Annotated in this window: 15 protein-coding genes and 1 rRNA gene; 6 read left to right on the top strand and 10 right to left on the bottom strand. The window is 34.0% G+C overall.

Going from position 1 to position 17,469, the window contains the following annotated elements:
* Window positions 1–4: 4 nt before the first annotated feature.
* The 4 genes from JM80_RS05150 to JM80_RS05135 all read right to left on the bottom strand — a co-directional run bounded on the left by JM80_RS05150 (window position 5) and on the right by JM80_RS05135 (window position 6,953).
* Window positions 5–1,524: ribosomal RNA gene (locus JM80_RS05150) — 16S ribosomal RNA — on the bottom strand.
* A gap of 770 nt (window positions 1,525–2,294) precedes the next feature.
* Window positions 2,295–4,142 carry a glutamine--fructose-6-phosphate transaminase (isomerizing) gene (gene glmS / locus JM80_RS05145; RefSeq protein ID WP_013620625.1) on the bottom strand — a complete coding sequence of 616 codons (1,848 nt, stop codon included), beginning with the start codon at window positions 4,140–4,142 and terminating at the stop codon, window positions 2,295–2,297.
* A 127-nt stretch (window positions 4,143–4,269) separates the two neighbouring features.
* Window positions 4,270–6,138 (bottom strand): DUF4270 domain-containing protein, encoded by a 1,869-nt coding sequence (locus JM80_RS05140; RefSeq protein WP_144709385.1) that lies wholly within the window; start codon window positions 6,136–6,138, stop codon window positions 4,270–4,272.
* A gap of 5 nt (window positions 6,139–6,143) precedes the next feature.
* Window positions 6,144–6,953 carry a glycogen/starch synthase gene (locus JM80_RS05135; protein WP_013620627.1) on the bottom strand — a complete coding sequence of 270 codons (810 nt, stop codon included), beginning with the start codon at window positions 6,951–6,953 and terminating at the stop codon, window positions 6,144–6,146.
* A 105-nt stretch (window positions 6,954–7,058) separates the two neighbouring features.
* On the opposite strand from JM80_RS05135, the gene panC reads away from it, so the two are divergent.
* The 5 genes from panC (at window position 7,059) to radA (ending at window position 11,852) form a co-directional block, all read left to right on the top strand.
* Window positions 7,059–7,904, top strand: coding sequence for a pantoate--beta-alanine ligase (gene panC / locus JM80_RS05130; RefSeq protein ID WP_034645534.1), 846 nt, complete (start codon window positions 7,059–7,061; stop codon window positions 7,902–7,904).
* 13 nt (window positions 7,905–7,917) lie between these two features.
* Window positions 7,918–8,268, top strand: coding sequence for an aspartate 1-decarboxylase (gene panD, locus JM80_RS05125; protein ID WP_013620629.1), 351 nt, complete (start codon window positions 7,918–7,920; stop codon window positions 8,266–8,268).
* 5 nt (window positions 8,269–8,273) lie between these two features.
* Window positions 8,274–9,239 (top strand): lysylphosphatidylglycerol synthase transmembrane domain-containing protein, encoded by a 966-nt coding sequence (locus JM80_RS05120; protein WP_013620630.1) that lies wholly within the window; start codon window positions 8,274–8,276, stop codon window positions 9,237–9,239.
* Window positions 9,240–9,267: 28 nt separating this feature from the next.
* A complete protein-coding gene (locus tag JM80_RS05115; protein WP_144709384.1) occupies window positions 9,268–10,401 on the top strand; it encodes an alpha/beta hydrolase in 1,134 nt (377 codons plus the stop codon).
* Between the two features lie 89 nt (window positions 10,402–10,490).
* On the top strand, window positions 10,491–11,852 hold the full coding sequence (gene radA / locus JM80_RS05110; protein WP_013620632.1) for a DNA repair protein RadA: 1,362 nt from the start codon (window positions 10,491–10,493) through the stop codon (window positions 11,850–11,852).
* Window positions 11,853–11,922: 70 nt separating this feature from the next.
* On the opposite strand, the gene JM80_RS05105 is transcribed toward radA, so the two are convergent.
* The 4 genes from JM80_RS05105 to JM80_RS05090 all read right to left on the bottom strand — a co-directional run bounded on the left by JM80_RS05105 (window position 11,923) and on the right by JM80_RS05090 (window position 15,594).
* Window positions 11,923–12,963 carry an aldo/keto reductase gene (locus JM80_RS05105; protein WP_038507299.1) on the bottom strand — a complete coding sequence of 347 codons (1,041 nt, stop codon included), beginning with the start codon at window positions 12,961–12,963 and terminating at the stop codon, window positions 11,923–11,925.
* Between the two features lie 165 nt (window positions 12,964–13,128).
* Entirely contained in the window at window positions 13,129–13,611 is a 483-nt protein-coding gene (locus JM80_RS05100; RefSeq protein ID WP_144709383.1) for a cytochrome c, read from the bottom strand.
* A gap of 41 nt (window positions 13,612–13,652) precedes the next feature.
* On the bottom strand, window positions 13,653–14,615 hold the full coding sequence (locus JM80_RS05095; protein WP_144709382.1) for a YheT family hydrolase: 963 nt from the start codon (window positions 14,613–14,615) through the stop codon (window positions 13,653–13,655).
* A gap of 4 nt (window positions 14,616–14,619) precedes the next feature.
* Window positions 14,620–15,594, bottom strand: a complete 975-nt coding sequence (locus JM80_RS05090; protein ID WP_144709381.1) for a nitronate monooxygenase family protein — start codon at window positions 15,592–15,594, stop codon at window positions 14,620–14,622.
* A 132-nt stretch (window positions 15,595–15,726) separates the two neighbouring features.
* On the opposite strand from JM80_RS05090, the gene JM80_RS05085 reads away from it, so the two are divergent.
* Complete coding sequence (locus JM80_RS05085) at window positions 15,727–16,206, top strand: thioesterase family protein (RefSeq protein ID WP_013620637.1); 480 nt, start codon at window positions 15,727–15,729, stop codon at window positions 16,204–16,206.
* Here JM80_RS05085 and JM80_RS05080 read toward each other — a convergent pair.
* Window positions 16,203–17,102 carry a DMT family transporter gene (locus tag JM80_RS05080; RefSeq protein WP_075694663.1) on the bottom strand — a complete coding sequence of 300 codons (900 nt, stop codon included), beginning with the start codon at window positions 17,100–17,102 and terminating at the stop codon, window positions 16,203–16,205. The two genes, JM80_RS05085 and JM80_RS05080, sit on opposite strands and share 4 nt — an antisense overlap.
* Window positions 17,099–17,452, bottom strand: coding sequence for an arsenate reductase family protein (locus tag JM80_RS05075; RefSeq protein WP_144709380.1), 354 nt, complete (start codon window positions 17,450–17,452; stop codon window positions 17,099–17,101). Before JM80_RS05075 ends, JM80_RS05080 begins: the two co-directional genes overlap by 4 nt.
* Window positions 17,453–17,469: the final 17 nt, after the last annotated feature.

The raw sequence follows: 17,469 nt of genomic DNA, 5'->3' as shown, positions 1-17,469 counted from the left end.
CTAGAAAGGAGGTGTTCCAGCCGCACCTTCCGGTACGGCTACCTTGTTACGACTTAGCCCTAGTTACCAGTTTTACCCTAGGTCGCTCCTTGCGGTGACGAACTTCAGGTACCCCCAGCTTCCATGGCTTGACGGGCGGTGTGTACAAGGCCCGGGAACGTATTCACCGGATCATGGCTGATATCCGATTACTAGCGATTCCAGCTTCACGGAGTCGAGTTGCAGACTCCGATCCGAACTGTGATAGGTTTTATAGATTCGCTCCTTATCGCTAAGTGGCTGCTCTCTGTACCTACCATTGTAGCACGTGTGTGGCCCAGGACGTAAGGGCCGTGATGATTTGACGTCATCCCCACCTTCCTCACGGTTTGCACCGGCAGTCTTGCTAGAGTCCCCACCATAATGTGCTGGTAACTAACAACAGGGGTTGCGCTCGTTATAGGACTTAACCTGACACCTCACGGCACGAGCTGACGACAACCATGCAGCACCTTGTAAATTGCCCGAAGGAAAGTCTATCTCTAAACCTGTCAATCTACATTTAAGCCCTGGTAAGGTTCCTCGCGTATCATCGAATTAAACCACATGCTCCACCGCTTGTGCGGGCCCCCGTCAATTCCTTTGAGTTTCATTCTTGCGAACGTACTCCCCAGGTGGGATACTTATCACTTTCGCTTGGCCGCTCAGATCGAAATCCAAACAGCTAGTATCCATCGTTTACGGCGTGGACTACCAGGGTATCTAATCCTGTTCGCTACCCACGCTTTCGTCCATCAGCGTCAATCAATTGTTAGTGATCTGCCTTCGCAATCGGTATTCTATGTAATATCTATGCATTTCACCGCTACACTACATATTCTAACCACTTCACAATAATTCAAGACCATCAGTATCAAAGGCAATTCTACAGTTGAGCTGCAAACTTTCACCCCTGACTTAACAGCCCGCCTACGGACCCTTTAAACCCAATAATTCCGGATAACGCTCGGACCCTCCGTATTACCGCGGCTGCTGGCACGGAGTTAGCCGGTCCTTATTCTTACAGTACCGTCACCAGACTACACGTAGTCCTTATTCTTCCTGTATAAAAGCAGTTTACAATCCATAGGACCGTCTTCCTGCACGCGGCATGGCTGGATCAGAGTCTCCTCCATTGTCCAATATTCCTCACTGCTGCCTCCCGTAGGAGTCTGGTCCGTGTCTCAGTACCAGTGTGGGGGATCCCCCTCTCAGGGCCCCTACCCATCGTAGTCTTGGTAAGCCGTTACCTTACCAACAAACTAATGGGACGCATACTCATCTTACACCGTAAACTTTATTATTTAAATGATGCCATAAAAATAAACTATAAGGTGTTAATCCAAATTTCTCTGGGCTATCCCTTAGTGTAAGGCAGATTGTATACGCGTTACGCACCCGTGCGCCGGTCGTCAGCAAGAGCAAGCTCCTCTGTTACCCCTCGACTTGCATGTGTTAAGCCTGCCGCTAGCGTTCATCCTGAGCCAGGATCAAACTCTTCATCGTTGTTTTGTAAATATTCTTAACAACCTAAAATCGTCCTAAACTAAACTCATTCTCTTTTTTTAATCCAATAATACTACAAGTAGCATTATTTTGCTGTCTCTTCAATATGTCAAATGAACTTTTAATTCTTGCAGAAATACTAGACTCGAACTAGTTGATTTTTAATAACAAATCATTCCAAAATTCCTTATCGCTTTACCCTCTCTGAAAGCGGTTGCAAATGTAAAACGTTTTTTTAAACTGACAAAATAAAAATTTAATTTATTTTACTGTTAGTTTCGCTTTAACAACCCTAGCAAATTGGGAATGCAAAAATAGTATTTTTAATTGCTACAAAACAAGCTTTTAGTTACTTATTTTTTAACCTTTATATTATACTAATTTTACAACTGAATCAATGAACTTTGCTAACTTTACAACTGCTTGTTTCTCCGTTAGCGGCTGCAAATATACTCCCATTTTTAAACACCACAAGGCTTTTTTGATTCTTTTTTTAAAGTATTTTTATTTTATGCTTTAGAACCCTATTTTTCAAGCACTTAAAACAACACACTTTTAACCTATTTTTTACCAAGCCTAAGCTTATCATTAAAAACTAGTCTAAAACAATATTACTTTACCACCACAAAGGCGATTGTCAGGCTAAAGAATTTACGTTTGCATTAACATAAATCAGAATTAATTTCTCCTAAAAACCACAAAGCCTGTATCCAAAACAAAAAAAGCTTAGAGTTTACACCCTAAGCTTTTATATAAATTATAATTTTAGATTACTCTACTGTAACAGACTTTGCTAAATTACGAGGCTGATCTACATTACAACCTCTCATTAATGCGATATGATACGATAACAACTGTAAAGGAATAGTTGTTAATAACGGCGTAAGAGCCTCTAAAGTTTCTGGAACCTCAATTACATGGTCTGCCAATTCCTTAACTTGAACATCTCCTTCAGTAACAACTGCAATGATTTTACCCTTTCTTGATTTAATTTCTTGAATATTACTTACCACTTTTTCATAATGCCCCTTATTAGTTGCAATTACAATTACTGGCATAGATTCATCAATTAAAGCAATAGGTCCGTGTTTCATCTCAGCAGCCGGATACCCCTCTGCATGGATATAACTAATTTCTTTTAACTTTAAAGCTCCCTCTAAAGCAACAGGGAAATTATAACCTCTACCCAAATATAAACAGTTAGGAGAATCTTTATACACCTCTGCTATTTTCTCTATTGCATCATTAGATTGTAGAGCAACTTCTACTTTAGTTGGAATATACTCTAACTCAGTTAAGAAACTTGTAAATTGCTCATCTGTTAAGCTTCCTTTTTCTTGAGCCAATTTTAAAGCAATTAAACTTAAAACTGTTATTTGAGTAGTAAACGCTTTCGTTGAAGCAACTCCAATTTCTGGGCCTGCATGAGTATAAGCACCAGCATTAGTTTCTCTTGCAATAGAAGAACCAACTACATTACAAACACCAAATACAAATGCTCCGTTTTCTTTAGCCAACTTAATAGCAGCTAAGGTATCTGCAGTTTCACCAGACTGGGAAATTGCTATTAAAACATCTTTATCTGTAATAACCGGATTTCTATACCTAAATTCAGACGCATATTCAACCTCTACAGGAATACGTGCTAAATCTTCAAAAATATACTCCGCCACCAAACCTGCATGCCATGATGTACCACAAGCAACAATAATTATACGATTTGCATTTACAAACTTATCTAAATGCTCATCTATTCCTGCCATTTTTATTAGCTTTTGATCTGCTAACAATCTACCTCTGTAAGTATCTAAAATAGCTCTTGGCTGTTCATAAATCTCCTTTAACATAAAGTGATCATAACCACCTTTTTCTATCTCCTCTAAATTCATTTGCAATTCCAAAATATTTGGATATGCAACAGCATCATTCTTAATTTTTCTTAACTTAATTTCTTTACCAAGTCTAATAATAGCCATTTCCTCATCTTCTAGATAAACAGCATTATTTGTAAACTCAATAAAAGGAGATGCATCTGAAGCCACAAAGAATTCATTATCTCCCATACCAATTGCTAGTGGACTACCTAATTTAGCCACTACAATTTCATCTGGTTTTTTAATATCAAAAACAGCTATAGCGTAAGCACCAACAACCTCATTTAAGGCTAACTGGACTGCTTTACCTAACTTTACATTTTCTTTTTTCTGAACTTCCTCTATAAGATTGATTAAAACCTCTGTATCAGTATCTGATTCAAAAGTATACCCTCTTTTGATTAATTCTGTTTTTATAGACTCGTAGTTTTCTATAATCCCGTTGTGAATAATTACCAACTCACCAGAATTAGAATAATGTGGATGCGAGTTAACATCATTAGGAACACCGTGAGTTGCCCACCTAGTGTGACCAATACCGATTGAACCTTTAGTAGATATTGTATCCTCTGACTTCTTTTTTAAATCAGATACTTTACCTTTAGTTTTAGCTAAATTTATTTTATCTCCATCAAATAATGCAACTCCTGCACTATCATATCCTCTATACTCTAAACGTTCTAATCCTTTTATAATAATGGGATAAGCCTCTCTGTGACCTATATACCCTACAATTCCACACATAATGTATTAGTTATTAATTATTATAGTTAATGTTTATGGCAAATCTAAATATAAATGCAAAAATAAAAAGCACTTAACAGTTATAATAACCTAAAAATACTACAAAAGGTATAAGTAGACAGAGTTTTTAATTAGTCTCTGTATAAAAAACTTCTAGTTTAAGCTTTTTATCCTCATCGTCTATATTACTACCATAAAGAACAGTTCCTAGAGGACTAACAACAGATAGTAATGGGATTTCTCCTTCTCCATCTTCTAACATTGCCTGTGCGTTAGCACTAAATCTTATATCTGAGGTTAAAGACAACCCCAATGTAATATTCTCTGCATCACGAACAACAAGATTATTAATATATTCTGTTATTCTAATAGTATACTTAACTCCTTTGCCATCACTAGAAGTCTCAATAATACCATCATAACCAGTTAACGTCTGAAGACTTAATGGTCCGTTTTCTACATCTGTACCACTTAATGGATACGTATAAATTGATGTATTATCTTCTGCATTATACAAATATAACCTTGGCGGTTCTGCTACAGCATCTCCTGTAACACCTGCCGCGTCTAAAGTTTCTCTATCTATATAAAACACAAGATTTGCCTCATTGATAATCCAATTATTATTTTTAATTTCAGTTATAGCATCTCTACCATTTTCTTCATCAAACAATTTAAGTTCTGCAAAAGAACCAGCGCCGCCTTTTAAGTATATACGATCTGCATTTTCTCCTGTATCCATTTTATTAGCAATATCTACTGGATACTCATCATTTACAAACGAATTAACAGTGTTTCCTGAAGCCGCATTAATATCTAATATATAAACAGATTCTTCTTCAACAATAGTATCATCAGAAGTATCATCTGCCGTATCATTAGTATCTACTTTATCATAAACATAATCTACATATATTTTAGCCGCAGTAAAATTTAAAAGCATCATAAGATCACCATCTCCACCAGAAGCCGTAAAATACAAACCTCTAATAAACTCTTGAAAGTTAGTTTGACTCAAGAGTTCTGTTTGGCCTTCTTTATCTAAGATATTTTCTTGAAAAAATGGCATAACATCTTCTAAATCTACAACTATACCTGGAGCTAGTCTTCTTTTTACAGTTCCTTTTTCATCCTCATCTGTATCAGGATCATCTATTTCATAATAAATTACCGTTTCAGTATCTGTAAAATTTGCTTCTCCGTCATAAAGTGTTTCACCAATAAAGGTTGGAGAAAACTCAAAATCTGAATAATAAATCTGTCTTTCCTCAAAGTTCTGAGTTGGATCAACATCTCTAAGAAAGTACGTAGAGCGCTCTACCTTAAAGTTAAAAGGAACACTTACGTTACCGTAAATACTATCTACCTCATACTGTCTTGCGTAAGCCCCTTCAATTATATCCTCTTCATCACCATCATTAATGCCATCTTTATCTGTATCTGCATCTTGAGGGTTTGTACCTAAAGCAACTTCCTCTGCATTAGTAAGTCCATCACCATCTGTATCATTAGAAGGATCTTCTGGCTCATCATCAAACTCATTATCAACACCATCACCATCTGTATCTCTTAATGAATCTGACTTTGTTAAAAAAGGAATGAATAAAGTAACACCAGTTACTGTTTCATTTTCCTCAATTGTTGTTACACTATCATCCGTATCTGACTCATCTTCAGCAGACTGGCTATAAAGTCCAAAAATAGGATTGCCAACTCCTCCAGCAAGTCTTAGTTGTGAATTTACATAAGCAGTTGTTTTTCCGTAAACAGGATCATTATAAGTACCTAACTGATAAATTGGTAAGCCATTTGTCTGTACAGCTTTCACCTTTTTATTATACGCAAACACATCATACACAGCTTTTTTAGCTGTAAAAGGTTCACCAGAGATTACTTCTCCTCCAATTGTATCTAACTCGTCTTCACACGATACAAATGCAGACACCACAAACAACCCTGCAAATGCAGAATAAACAAATTTCTTGTAAAAATTCATGTAACTTATTTTAAAACTTCATTGTTGTAAAAGTTGGTATACGCTTCTTCAAATTCCTGAAGAGGCACGTATGACAACACAGGTTTTTCAAGACCAGTAACATACTCTGTAAGTTCTTCTGGCACTTCCTCTGAGGCTAAAATAACAGCATCTGAATAATCTACAGCTACTTTTAACAAATTATTATAGTTAGGCGCTGCTAAAACCCCAACTTTATCTTCAGCAATCTGATCAAAGCCAATTTTTTTAACAATGTCTTTGTCTAATTCCTCATCAAAACCTTTATTGTAAACAGATGTTACAATTTTACTTTCTGCAAACAATGGCTCATCTGCATAAAATTCTTTTAAGTACAAAGGTACCAAAGAGGCCATCCAACCATGCACGTGAATAATATCTGGAGACCAATTTAATTTTTTAACTGTTTCTACAACACCTTTTGCAAAAAAGATAGCTCTTTCATCATTATCTGGAAACAAAGTTCCGTTTTCATCTGTAAAAGTTGCTTTTCTTTTAAAGTATTCTTCATTGTCTATAAAATAAACTTGAATACGTTCTTTAGGGATTGAAGCCACTTTTATAATTAACGGCATATCCATATCGTTAATTACCAAATTCATACCAGACAAACGAATTACTTCGTGCAACTGATGCCTTCTTTCATTAATATTGCCATAACGTGGCATAAATATTCTTATTTGCCCGCCTTTACTGTTCACCATACGTGGTGTTTCATAAGACATTTGGGAAACTTGATTCTCTGGGAGATAGGGCATTAATTCTGAAGATACAAACAATATCTTTTTACCATTCATAGAAGCTGATTTTTATTTATCAAAAAAGCGTAGGATGCAAAATTACAAAAATTATAGAGATTAACGGTAATTATAGTAAGTTTGCTGTCGTTTTAAATTAAATTTATGCATATTTTTCATAAAATAGAAGAGTTAAAAAATCATTTTTCTACCGTATCTAAAGAAGAAACTGTGGGTATGGTGCCAACAATGGGTGCTTTACACAGCGGACACATTTCTTTAGTTAAAAAGGCTTTAAACGAGAATAATTACGTAATTGTGAGCATTTTTGTGAATCCAACGCAATTTAATAACGCTGAGGATTTAGAAAAATACCCTCAAACTTTACAAGAAGATATTACTCTTTTAAAAGAAGCTTCAGACAAAATTATTGTTTTTGCACCTTCTGCTTCCGAAATCTACAACAGTAACATAAAATCTGACAGCTATAACTTTGGCGGACTAGAAAAAGTTATGGAAGGAGAGTTTAGAGACGGTCATTTTGACGGAGTAGGTACAATTGTTGAAAAATTATTAAATATTGGCAAACCAGACAATGCCTATTTTGGAGAAAAAGATTACCAACAACTACAAATTATAAAAAAACTAGTTGACATTAAAAAAATACCAGTAAACATAATTGGTTGCCCTATAGTAAGAGAAGAAAGCGGACTAGCAATGAGCTCTAGAAATGAACGCCTTTCTGCAGAATTACGTAATGAAGCTGCCTTTATTTACAAGACATTAAAAGAAGCTAAAATAAAATTTGGCACAAAAAGTGCTTTAGAAGTAAGTAAGTGGGTTACTGCTCAATTTGATAAAAATAAACTACTAGACTTAGAATATTTTACCATTACTAATGCAGATAATTTACAAACAATAAAAAGAAAATCTAAAAATAAAAAATATAGAGCCTTTATTGCCGTTTATGCTAATGACATAAGACTTATAGACAATATAGCTTTAAATTAATTACCTTTGTATTATGCAGATAGAAGTAGTAAAATCTAAAATTCACCGTGTAAAAGTTACCGGTGCAGACTTAAACTATATTGGTAGCATTACTATTGATGAAGATTTAATGGATGCCGCTAATATTATTAGAGGAGAAAAAGTGCAAATTGTTAACAACAATAATGGAGAACGATTAGAAACGTACGCAATACCAGGACCTAGAAAAAGTGGAGAAATTACACTTAATGGAGCTGCTGCACGTAAAGTTGCCGCTGGCGATATACTTATTTTAATTACCTATGCACGTATGGATATTGAAGAGGCTAAAAAATTTAACCCTTCTTTAGTATTCCCTAATGAAGAAAATAATTTACTAAACTAACATACTTGACCGCCTCCTTAAAAAAAACATTAAAAACAGTTTTACCAATTGCTTTTGGGCTGTTTTTAGTATGGTATTCATACAATTCTACTTCAGAAGAAGACAGAAAACAAATAATTTATTACATAAAGGAGGCCGATTTATTTTGGGTTAGCATCTCATTATTAATGGGTGTTTTAAGCCACGTTTCTAGAGCTATTAGATGGAACTATCTTTTAGAGCCACTTGGCTACAAACCTAAAATAATTAATAACATACTTATTATACTAACCTCATACTTTGCCAACTTAGGCATTCCTAGATCCGGAGAAATATTACGCGCAACGGCATTAACAACGTATGAGGATGTTCCTTTTGAAAAAGGTTTTGGAACTATTGTAACAGAGCGGGTTATAGACCTTATTATGTTACTTTTAATTATTGTTATTACTTTTTTTTTACAGACCGATATTATTATTGACTTTTTTAAATCTAAAGGTTTTAATATCACAAAAATACTTGTACTGCTTGGTGTTGCCACCATTGGCGCTCTTGCTTTCTTTTATTTTATAAAAAAATCTACACATCCGTTTTTAGTAAAAATTAAAGACTTTGTAACTGGCCTTCTACAAGGTGTTACCAGTATTTTTAAAATGAAAAATAAATGGCCTTTTATTTTTCACACACTATTTATATGGAGTGTTTACATTGGTATGTTTTGGGTTATAAAATTTACAGTACCAGAAACCATAGACCTATCTGTTAGTCAGCTTTTAGTTGCTTTTATTTTTGGAGCCTTTGCTATGACCGCAACTAATGGTGGCATAGGGCTTTACCCAATTGTAGTAAGCAGCGCTTTAGCTATATTTGGCATTAGCAGTGTTTCTGGTGATGCTTTTGGTTGGATTATGTGGATTTCACAAACTTTATTAGTTGTTGTTTTTGGGGCAATATCTTTTCTACTATTGCCGTTATTAAAAAGAACCAAATAGTTTTTTAGACTAAAGAACAAACCCAAAAATGAAAAAAATTACCTTAACCTTTACCCTATTTATAGGGTTAAACGCATTTGCACAAGTAAAAACAGAAATTTTTGAATCTTTTAAGCTTCAACAAAAAAGAGACATTAGTTATTACATTCCTGAAGAATACAATGAAGAAGACCAACATACACTAATTGTTGTTTTAGACGCAGAGTATTTATTTGATGACGTTGTAGCCAAAGCTAAATTTTACAGCAGATTTCATGGTATGCCACCTGCAATAGTGGTAGGTATTCATCAACAAGCACAGCAAGCACGTTTTAAAGATTGTTCTTTTAGTGAAGATAATGGCTTACCTACTGAAGAAGGAAAAGCTTTTTTTGAATTTTTAGGGATGGAAGTTGTTCCCAATATAGAAAGCACCTATAACATTTCACCTTTTAAAATGATTGTAGGCTATGACATTACAGCTAACTTTGAAAACTTTTATCTATTTAAAGAAAATCCACTTTTTAGCTCATACATAAGTATATCACCAACTTTAGCACCAGAAATGGAATCTAGAGTTGCCAATAGAATTGGAGCAATAGACAAACAAATTTTTTATCATTTAATTGTAGAAAAAAATAGAAACGCTAAAGAGCTAGCAGAACTTAACACATCTTTAAAAACTATAGAAAAGGAAACTTTTAAATATTATTTTGATGTGTACGATACAGACCACACCTCTATAGCTACATATGGTTTAGGAAAAGCTTTTGATGATATTTTTGAAATATTTAAACCAATTAGCCCTAAAGAATATAAAACTAAAATTTTAACATCAGAAGAGCCTGCTTATGCATATTTAGAAACCAAATACAACATTATTAAAGAAACATTTGGTTTTACAAAAAGAGTAGATCTTAATGATGTTATGGCTATTTATTCTGCAAGTAAAAAGAAAGAGGACCCAGAATCTTTAAAAGAATTATCTGATTTGTGTAAAAAAGAATTTCCAGATACTATGCTAGGTTTTTATTTTGAAGGAGAGTACTTTGAAGAGATTGGAGAACCAAAAAAAGCACTACGTACTTTTGAAAAAGCCTTTGGAATGGATGAAATAGACTTTTTAACCAAAGATATGGCTTTAGAAAAAATTGATGCTTTAAAAGCCGATTTTGGCTACTAAAAACAAGCGCACAAAAGCACTATTTTTAAACTTAAAAAATAAAATTATAAACTTTATAGTACCTTTGGCTAAAACCAATAAATTAGGTAATGGCTAAAACAAAAACAGCTTTTTTTTGTCAAAATTGTGGCACACAATATGCTAAATGGGCGGGACAATGTGGCGCTTGTAAAGAGTGGAACACTATTGTTGAAGAAGTTATACAAAAAGAAGAAAAAAGCAGTTGGAAAACACCTAGTAACACCCCTAAAGTTGCAACTAAACCTTTACGTGTTAAAGAAATTAGTACAGAAAAAGAATTACGCCTAAACACCTATGACCTTGAGTTTAACAGGGTTTTAGGTGGCGGCTTGGTTCCTGGCTCATTAACACTTTTGGGGGGAGAGCCCGGAATAGGAAAAAGTACACTATTACTACAAATTTCACTTAAATTACCTTATAAAACATTATATGTATCTGGAGAAGAAAGTCAGAAACAAATAAAAATGAGGGCAGACCGTATTACCACAAATAATGATACGTGTTTTATACTTACAGAAACCAAAACACAAAATATTTTTAAACAGGTTGAAGCTATAGAACCAGATATTTTAGTTATAGATTCTATACAAACACTCCACTCAGACTACATAGAGTCTGCCGCAGGTAGCATATCACAGATTAGAGAATGTACTGCAGAACTTATAAAGTTTGCAAAAGAAACAAATACTCCCGTTATTTTAATTGGTCATATTACAAAGGATGGCACTATAGCCGGACCAAAAATTTTAGAACACATGGTAGATACTGTTTTACAATTTGAGGGGGACCGAAATTATGTATACAGAATTTTACGTGCATTAAAAAACAGGTTTGGTTCTACAGCAGAATTAGGAATTTATGAGATGTTGGGTAGCGGTTTACGCGAAGTAAACAATCCTTCAGAGATTTTAATTTCTAAAAATGACGAAGGCCTAAGCGGAACAGCTATTTCTGCCTCTATAGAAGGTATGCGCCCTTTAATGATAGAAATACAAGCCCTTGTTAGTACTGCTGTGTACGGAACACCACAAAGGTCTACAACAGGTTTTAATGCAAAAAGACTTAACATGTTATTAGCCGTTTTAGAAAAACGTGCTGGTTTTATGCTTGGTGCAAAAGATGTCTTCTTAAATATAACTGGAGGTATTTCTGTAGATGACCCTGCTATTGACCTAGCTGTAATTGCAGCAATTTTGTCTAGCAACTCAGACATTGCTATTCCTAAAGGTGTATGTTTTGCCGCTGAAGTTGGTTTAGCAGGAGAAATTAGGCCCATACAACGCGTAGATCAACGTATATCCGAGGCAGAAAAACTTGGATTTACAGCCATATTTGTATCCAAAAACAATAAAATCACCTTAAAAAATACAGTTATAAAAGTACACTTGGTCTCAAAAATTGAAGATGTAGTAAGAAGTTTGTTTAATTAAACAACTGTAAACAAAAAAGAGGCTGCACAATATGTACAGCCTCTTTTCTATTTTACTTGTCTATTAAATATTAAGGAGCTGGGTTGGGTATTTGCTTATGTATAGCCTCTATACCTTCTAAAACCTCATCTGTTAATTTTACATTTACGCTTCCAATATTTTCCTCTAGTTGCTTTAAATTTGTAGCTCCTATAATTGTACTTTTTACAAACGGTCTAGAATTTACGTATGCCAATGCCATTTGCGGTAAAGACAAGCTGTGCTCACGGGCTAAATCACAATACATTTGTGTTGCCTTCTGTGCATTTTCTCCACTATATCTGTTGTAATTAGGAAAAAGAGTTACCCTTGCATTTGCCGGTTGCAAACCTCCAAGGTATTTACCACTTAACACACCAAAACCTAATGGAGAATACGGTATTAAAGCAACATCTTCCCTCATTGATATTTCTGCTAAACCAACTTCAAAAGTTCTATTAAGCAAACTATAAGGGTTTTGTATAGTAGACATGCGCGGCAATCTTCTGTGTACTTTACTTTCCTCTAAAAAACGCATAGTTCCCCAAGGGGTTTCATTAGACAAACCAATATGCTTAATTTTTCCGTCATTTACTAAATCGCCTAAAGTATCTAATACTTGGTGAATATTATCTTCCCAAAAGTCATTTATTTTATGCTCATAACCTCTTTGCCCAAAGTAATTTGTTTGCCGTTCTGGCCAATGCAATTGATACAAATCTATAACATCTGTTTGTAAGCGTTTTAAACTGTTTTCTACTGCAGAAATTAACCCTTCTTTTTGGAAACCAGTTGTTCTGATATGCTTGGTAAAATCTGCTTTACCTGCAATTTTAGAAGCTAGTACTACTTTGTCTCTGTTACCAGTTTCTTTAAACCACTTACCAATAATTTTCTCTGTCTCTGCATACAACTCTGCCTTTGCCGGTACAGGGTACAATTCTGCAGTATCAAAAAAATTAACTCCTTGTTCTAAAGCATAATTCATTTGTTCAAATGCCTCATCAATATTATTTTGTCTGCCCCAAGTCATTGTGCCTAAGCAGATTTCACTTACCTCCAAATTAGTATGTGGTAATTTTGTGTATTTCATAGTCATTAATATGGTAAAAATTCTTCATGTTCTTAACCAAAGCTAGGGAAATAAATACTCTAATCAAACATATATATTGGCATTTATCTTAGATTTTACAATAAAAAAACAGCGTTTATCTAAGTTAAGACAAACGCTGCTTTTAAAAAGTTAAGTAAGATTTTTTTATAACGTCCTGAAATACTCAGTTATAGCTCTTGCTTCATCTTCTGTTAATCCTTGGTTGGTCATTAAAGCATTATTATACTCTTTAAATAACGCTTTAGCTATTGGATCTTCTTTTAACATCCCATCAGGATTTAAAATCATATTCATAACCCATTCTGGGCTTCTTCTATCCAAAACACCTTTTACAGCAGGACCAATTAAACGCATATCTGTTGCGTGGCATGCCATACATTTAGAGCTAAAAATAGACTCCCCTGTTGCTGCCATTTCTTTATCTATTTCTGCACCTAAGTCTAAAGATTTTATAGGGCCAACACCTTTGTTGTCCATATCTACAGGAACACCCTCTTGTTTTGCTGCTGATTTATCTTCTTTTTTGGTTCTGTTCATTTCAAAACCATCGGATTTTTTACCCTCTTTTTTGTCGCCACAACTCGCCATAAATACGCCTGCAACTAAGATTAAAAGTAATTTTTTCATGTGTTTAAGTTTTAAAGCACTAATATAAGCAATACTCTTATTTAAACCTGCTCTTCTAAAAATTTAACTGCCCTTTTTTCTGCATACGTAACATTATTGTCGCCATAGAACCCTACATGTCCTCCGTACAACGGCATTTCTAAATACAAATTGCTATTTTGCTCTGCTTCTTTAATAGGGTAACAAGCTTCCCCTAAAAAAGAATCATTTTTTGCATTTAAAATTATTGTAGGCACATCTATTTCTGACAAAAACTGCAAACAACTTGCCTTAGTATAATAATCTAAAGCATTTAAAAAACCATTTGCTTTACTAGTGTATACATCATCAAAATCTTTTAAAGTTTTAATTCTATTTATTTCTGATGCATCAATTTTATCTGGATATTGATCATGTTTTATTCGCAACTTTTCAAGCAAACGTTTTTTAAAATTAGCAGCATACAGCATATTTTTTGGCTTTAGCAATTCTTCTAAAGAACTAGTCAAGCTACAGGGAACAGAAACACCTATGCCAGCTTTAATTTCTGGTGGTCTTTGTCTATTCTCTCCTAAATATTTTAAAATTAAATTACCTCCTAAACTAAAACCTTGCAATACTATTTTAGAATATGTTTTTAAACCTAAAATATGCTGCACAACGGCATCTAAATCTTCTGTAGCGCCAGAGTGGTAAGATCTAAATAACACATTAGTTTCTCCACTACAACCTCTTAAATTTACCGCACACACATTATAGTTACATAGCAAAAGCTCTCTTGTTGCTCCTAAAATGTATGGTCTTTGTGCGTTACCCTCTAAACCATGTACAACTATAGCAACTTTAGCCGTTTTTGTAGAAGTAAAACTCCAATCTAAATCTAAAAAATCACCATCATATAATTGTATACGTTCTCTTTTTTGCATTGGTATTTTTACAGACCTAAACAAGCCTGTGTATAATGTTGAAAAATGCCCACTTTTAAAAAGCAGAGGAGGATTGTAAGCTGGTTGTAATATTGGCATTATATTATTTAGGGTATACTTCTAATAATTTCTTTTGCTCTTCAATAGCCTCTACAAATTCAGTTTTTAAGGTAGCAACCAATTCGGTTACAGGAACAGCATTGCTAATGTTAGTTACACCTTGCCCAGCAGACCAAATTGTTTTCCATGCTTTAGCTTCGGTATCCATCTCTTTACCAAAATCTATTTTAGTATCCTTTTTTAAATCTTCTTCTGTAATACCAGCGGCTTTTAAACTTGCACCTAAAAAGTTGGCATGTACACCAGATATAGATGCTGTATAAACAACATCACTAGCGCCAGCATCAATTATCATTTTCTTATAATCTTCTGTAGCCTTACTTTCTACAGTATTTATAAAACGAGTTCCCATATAAGCAACATCTGCACCCATTTGCCTTGCAGAAGCTATATCTCTTCCTGTACTAATACAACCAGATAATATAACCGTTTTAGTAAAGAACTTTTTAATCTCTGCAACCAAAGGCATAGGATTTAATGTACCTGCATGACCACCTGCACCAGCAGCAACAACTATTAAACCATCTACCCCAGCTTCTGCAGCTTTTTCTGCGTGACGCTTTTTAATAACATCATGAAAAACAAGACCTCCATAACTATGTACTGAATCTACAACCTGTGACACAGCACCTAATGATGTAATAATTAATGGCACTTTATGTTTTATACATAACATAAGATCTGCCTCTAGCCTTGGGTTAGTTTGGTGTACAATTAAATTAACCCCAAACGGAGCAGCTTTTTTACCTGTTTCTTCTTCAAAAGCTTTTAACTCATCTTTAATTTGAATTAACCATTCTTCAAAACCCTCACTTGTTCTTTGGTTTAAAGCAGGAAAAGTACCTACTATTCCGTTTTTACAACATTCTATAACCAACTTTGGTCCTGAAATTAAAAACATTGGTGCGGCTATAACCGGTAAAGAAAGATCTTTTACAAATGGGGCTACTGTTCTCATGAATATGGTTTTTAGTTAATACTATAAATTTAGAAATTTAACTACTTTTTATAAAGTAATATGTTTAAGTTTCTCAAAACTATAGTATTTTTATCATTTATTATGCATGCATAACAATTAATTCTAAAAAATATGTACTTAAAAGAGTTTGAAATTAGATGGAGTGATATTGATGCTAACTGGCATTTAGCCAATTCTGCTTACGTTAATTTTATGAGCCAAACTAGAATGGGCTTTTTAATGGAACTAGGCTTTAACCAAAAGACTATGGCAGACCATAAAATTGGACCTGTAGTTTTTTACGAACACATTTATTATTTTAAAGAAGCATTTTTTGGCAAACCTGTAAAAGTATCTTTAGAATTAATGGGATTAAGTGAAGACGGTAAATTTTTTAAATTTCACCATAATTTTTTTGACTCTAAAGGAAGAAACTTTGCACATTGCGAAATTTTAGGAGCATGGATAAATCTACAAACAAGAAGTTTAACCGGCTTGCCTGAAGAGTTTTTAACAGCTTTCTCTAAAGTAGAAAAGTCTAAAGATTTTAAAACACTTACCAAAGAAGATACCCGTAAGCACGCTAAACAACCAAAAGATTTAGTTATTTAGGTTAGTTGCTTTGGCCTTGGCTTTTTAGTTGCTAAATACAAGCCTACAATAACCAAAAGCGTACCTACAACTTTAACCATTGTTAAGCTATCTTTACCTGTAGCAACAGCAAACAATATACCTATTAATGGTTGCGCATAAGAAAAAGCACTAACCGTAGATGCTTTTAACTGAGACAACCCAAATACATTAAACAAATAGGTTAAAAATGTAGTGCCAATTATAACAAATACAATGGAGCCAATACCACTTGCTGGTATTGTACCCCATTGTATTTGATTAAACTCTGCTATTGTTACAGGAAAGCACAATACCAAACCTATTGTAAAAAGCCACTTTAACAATGTAAACATATGGTACTTTTCTAGCAGTTTTTTTATTAAAATTAAATAAGTTCCAAAGCTCACAGCATTAACCACAAATAAAATATTACCTAACGGAATATTAGGCGCATCTTGCCTTAACTCTGCTCCATAAAGAATTAAAAACAAAGCACCCACAAGTCCTAACACTATACCCAGGCCTTTTTGCATTGTAACATTCTCCTTAATAAAAATAGCAGACATTACAACTACTAATATTGGAACTATAGTTATTAAAACAGCACTATTAATTGGTGTAGATAATTCCAGTCCCTTAAAAAAAGTAAGCATATTTATTCCCATACCAGTTAAAGCGCAAACAAAAAGTCGTCCCCAATCTTTACGTTCTATTTTTTGCTTAGGAATAAAAAAAGAACACATCCAAAACAAAAAAGAGGCACCAAGTAAGCGCACCATAATAAATCCAAAAGGTTTAATATAAGTTGGCATAACCCCCTTGGCAATGGTATGGTTTAATCCATAAATTGTAGTGGCCCCTAAACAAGCTAATATGGCTAATGTTCTTTTACTCAACTGTGTATTTTTTCTTTTGCTGTCGCTACAACTTTTTTACTATTACCAACAAAAACAGCATTATTTACTATAATAACTGGTCGTTTTAAAAAAGTATAATGTTCTAATATTAAGTTTTTATAATCTTCTTCTTGCAGCTCTTTTTGCGCAAGACCTTTTTCTTTATACAACCTTGCTCTTTTACTAAATAAAGCCTCATAACTACCCGTTAAAGCATACATTTCTTTTAACTGTTCTTCAGTTATTTCCTCGATTTTAATATCCTGCAGTACAAAACCATCTAGAGGTTGTAACTCTTTTAAAATTCTTTTACAAGTATCACAGGTACTTAAATGATATATTTTCTTCATTTTTATTAAACGATTTA

The organism is Cellulophaga sp. RHA_52 (genome assembly GCF_007827205.1).
Taxonomy (GTDB): domain Bacteria; phylum Bacteroidota; class Bacteroidia; order Flavobacteriales; family Flavobacteriaceae; genus Cellulophaga; species Cellulophaga lytica.
The sequence above is the reverse complement of the archived record's forward strand: the minus strand, read 5'-3'. Positions and strand labels throughout refer to the sequence as shown.

Excerpts from the sequence above, each read along its gene's own strand:
- JM80_RS05085 (WP_013620637.1), top strand. The coding sequence starts at position 15,727 with ATGTACTTAAAAGAGTTTGAAATTAGATGGAGTGATATTGATGCTAAC.
- panC (WP_034645534.1), top strand. The coding sequence starts at position 7,059 with ATGCATATTTTTCATAAAATAGAAGAGTTAAAAAATCATTTTTCTACC.
- JM80_RS05090 (WP_144709381.1), bottom strand. The coding sequence starts at position 15,594 with ATGAGAACAGTAGCCCCATTTGTAAAAGATCTTTCTTTACCGGTTATA.
- JM80_RS05135 (WP_013620627.1), bottom strand. The coding sequence starts at position 6,953 with ATGAATGGTAAAAAGATATTGTTTGTATCTTCAGAATTAATGCCCTAT.
- JM80_RS05115 (WP_144709384.1), top strand. The coding sequence starts at position 9,268 with ATGAAAAAAATTACCTTAACCTTTACCCTATTTATAGGGTTAAACGCA.
- radA (WP_013620632.1), top strand. The coding sequence starts at position 10,491 with ATGGCTAAAACAAAAACAGCTTTTTTTTGTCAAAATTGTGGCACACAA.
- JM80_RS05140 (WP_144709385.1), bottom strand. The coding sequence starts at position 6,138 with ATGAATTTTTACAAGAAATTTGTTTATTCTGCATTTGCAGGGTTGTTT.
- JM80_RS05100 (WP_144709383.1), bottom strand. The coding sequence starts at position 13,611 with ATGAAAAAATTACTTTTAATCTTAGTTGCAGGCGTATTTATGGCGAGT.
- JM80_RS05105 (WP_038507299.1), bottom strand. The coding sequence starts at position 12,963 with ATGAAATACACAAAATTACCACATACTAATTTGGAGGTAAGTGAAATC.
- JM80_RS05075 (WP_144709380.1), bottom strand. The coding sequence starts at position 17,452 with ATGAAGAAAATATATCATTTAAGTACCTGTGATACTTGTAAAAGAATT.
- JM80_RS05095 (WP_144709382.1), bottom strand. The coding sequence starts at position 14,615 with ATGCCAATATTACAACCAGCTTACAATCCTCCTCTGCTTTTTAAAAGT.
- glmS (WP_013620625.1), bottom strand. The coding sequence starts at position 4,142 with ATGTGTGGAATTGTAGGGTATATAGGTCACAGAGAGGCTTATCCCATT.
- panD (WP_013620629.1), top strand. The coding sequence starts at position 7,918 with ATGCAGATAGAAGTAGTAAAATCTAAAATTCACCGTGTAAAAGTTACC.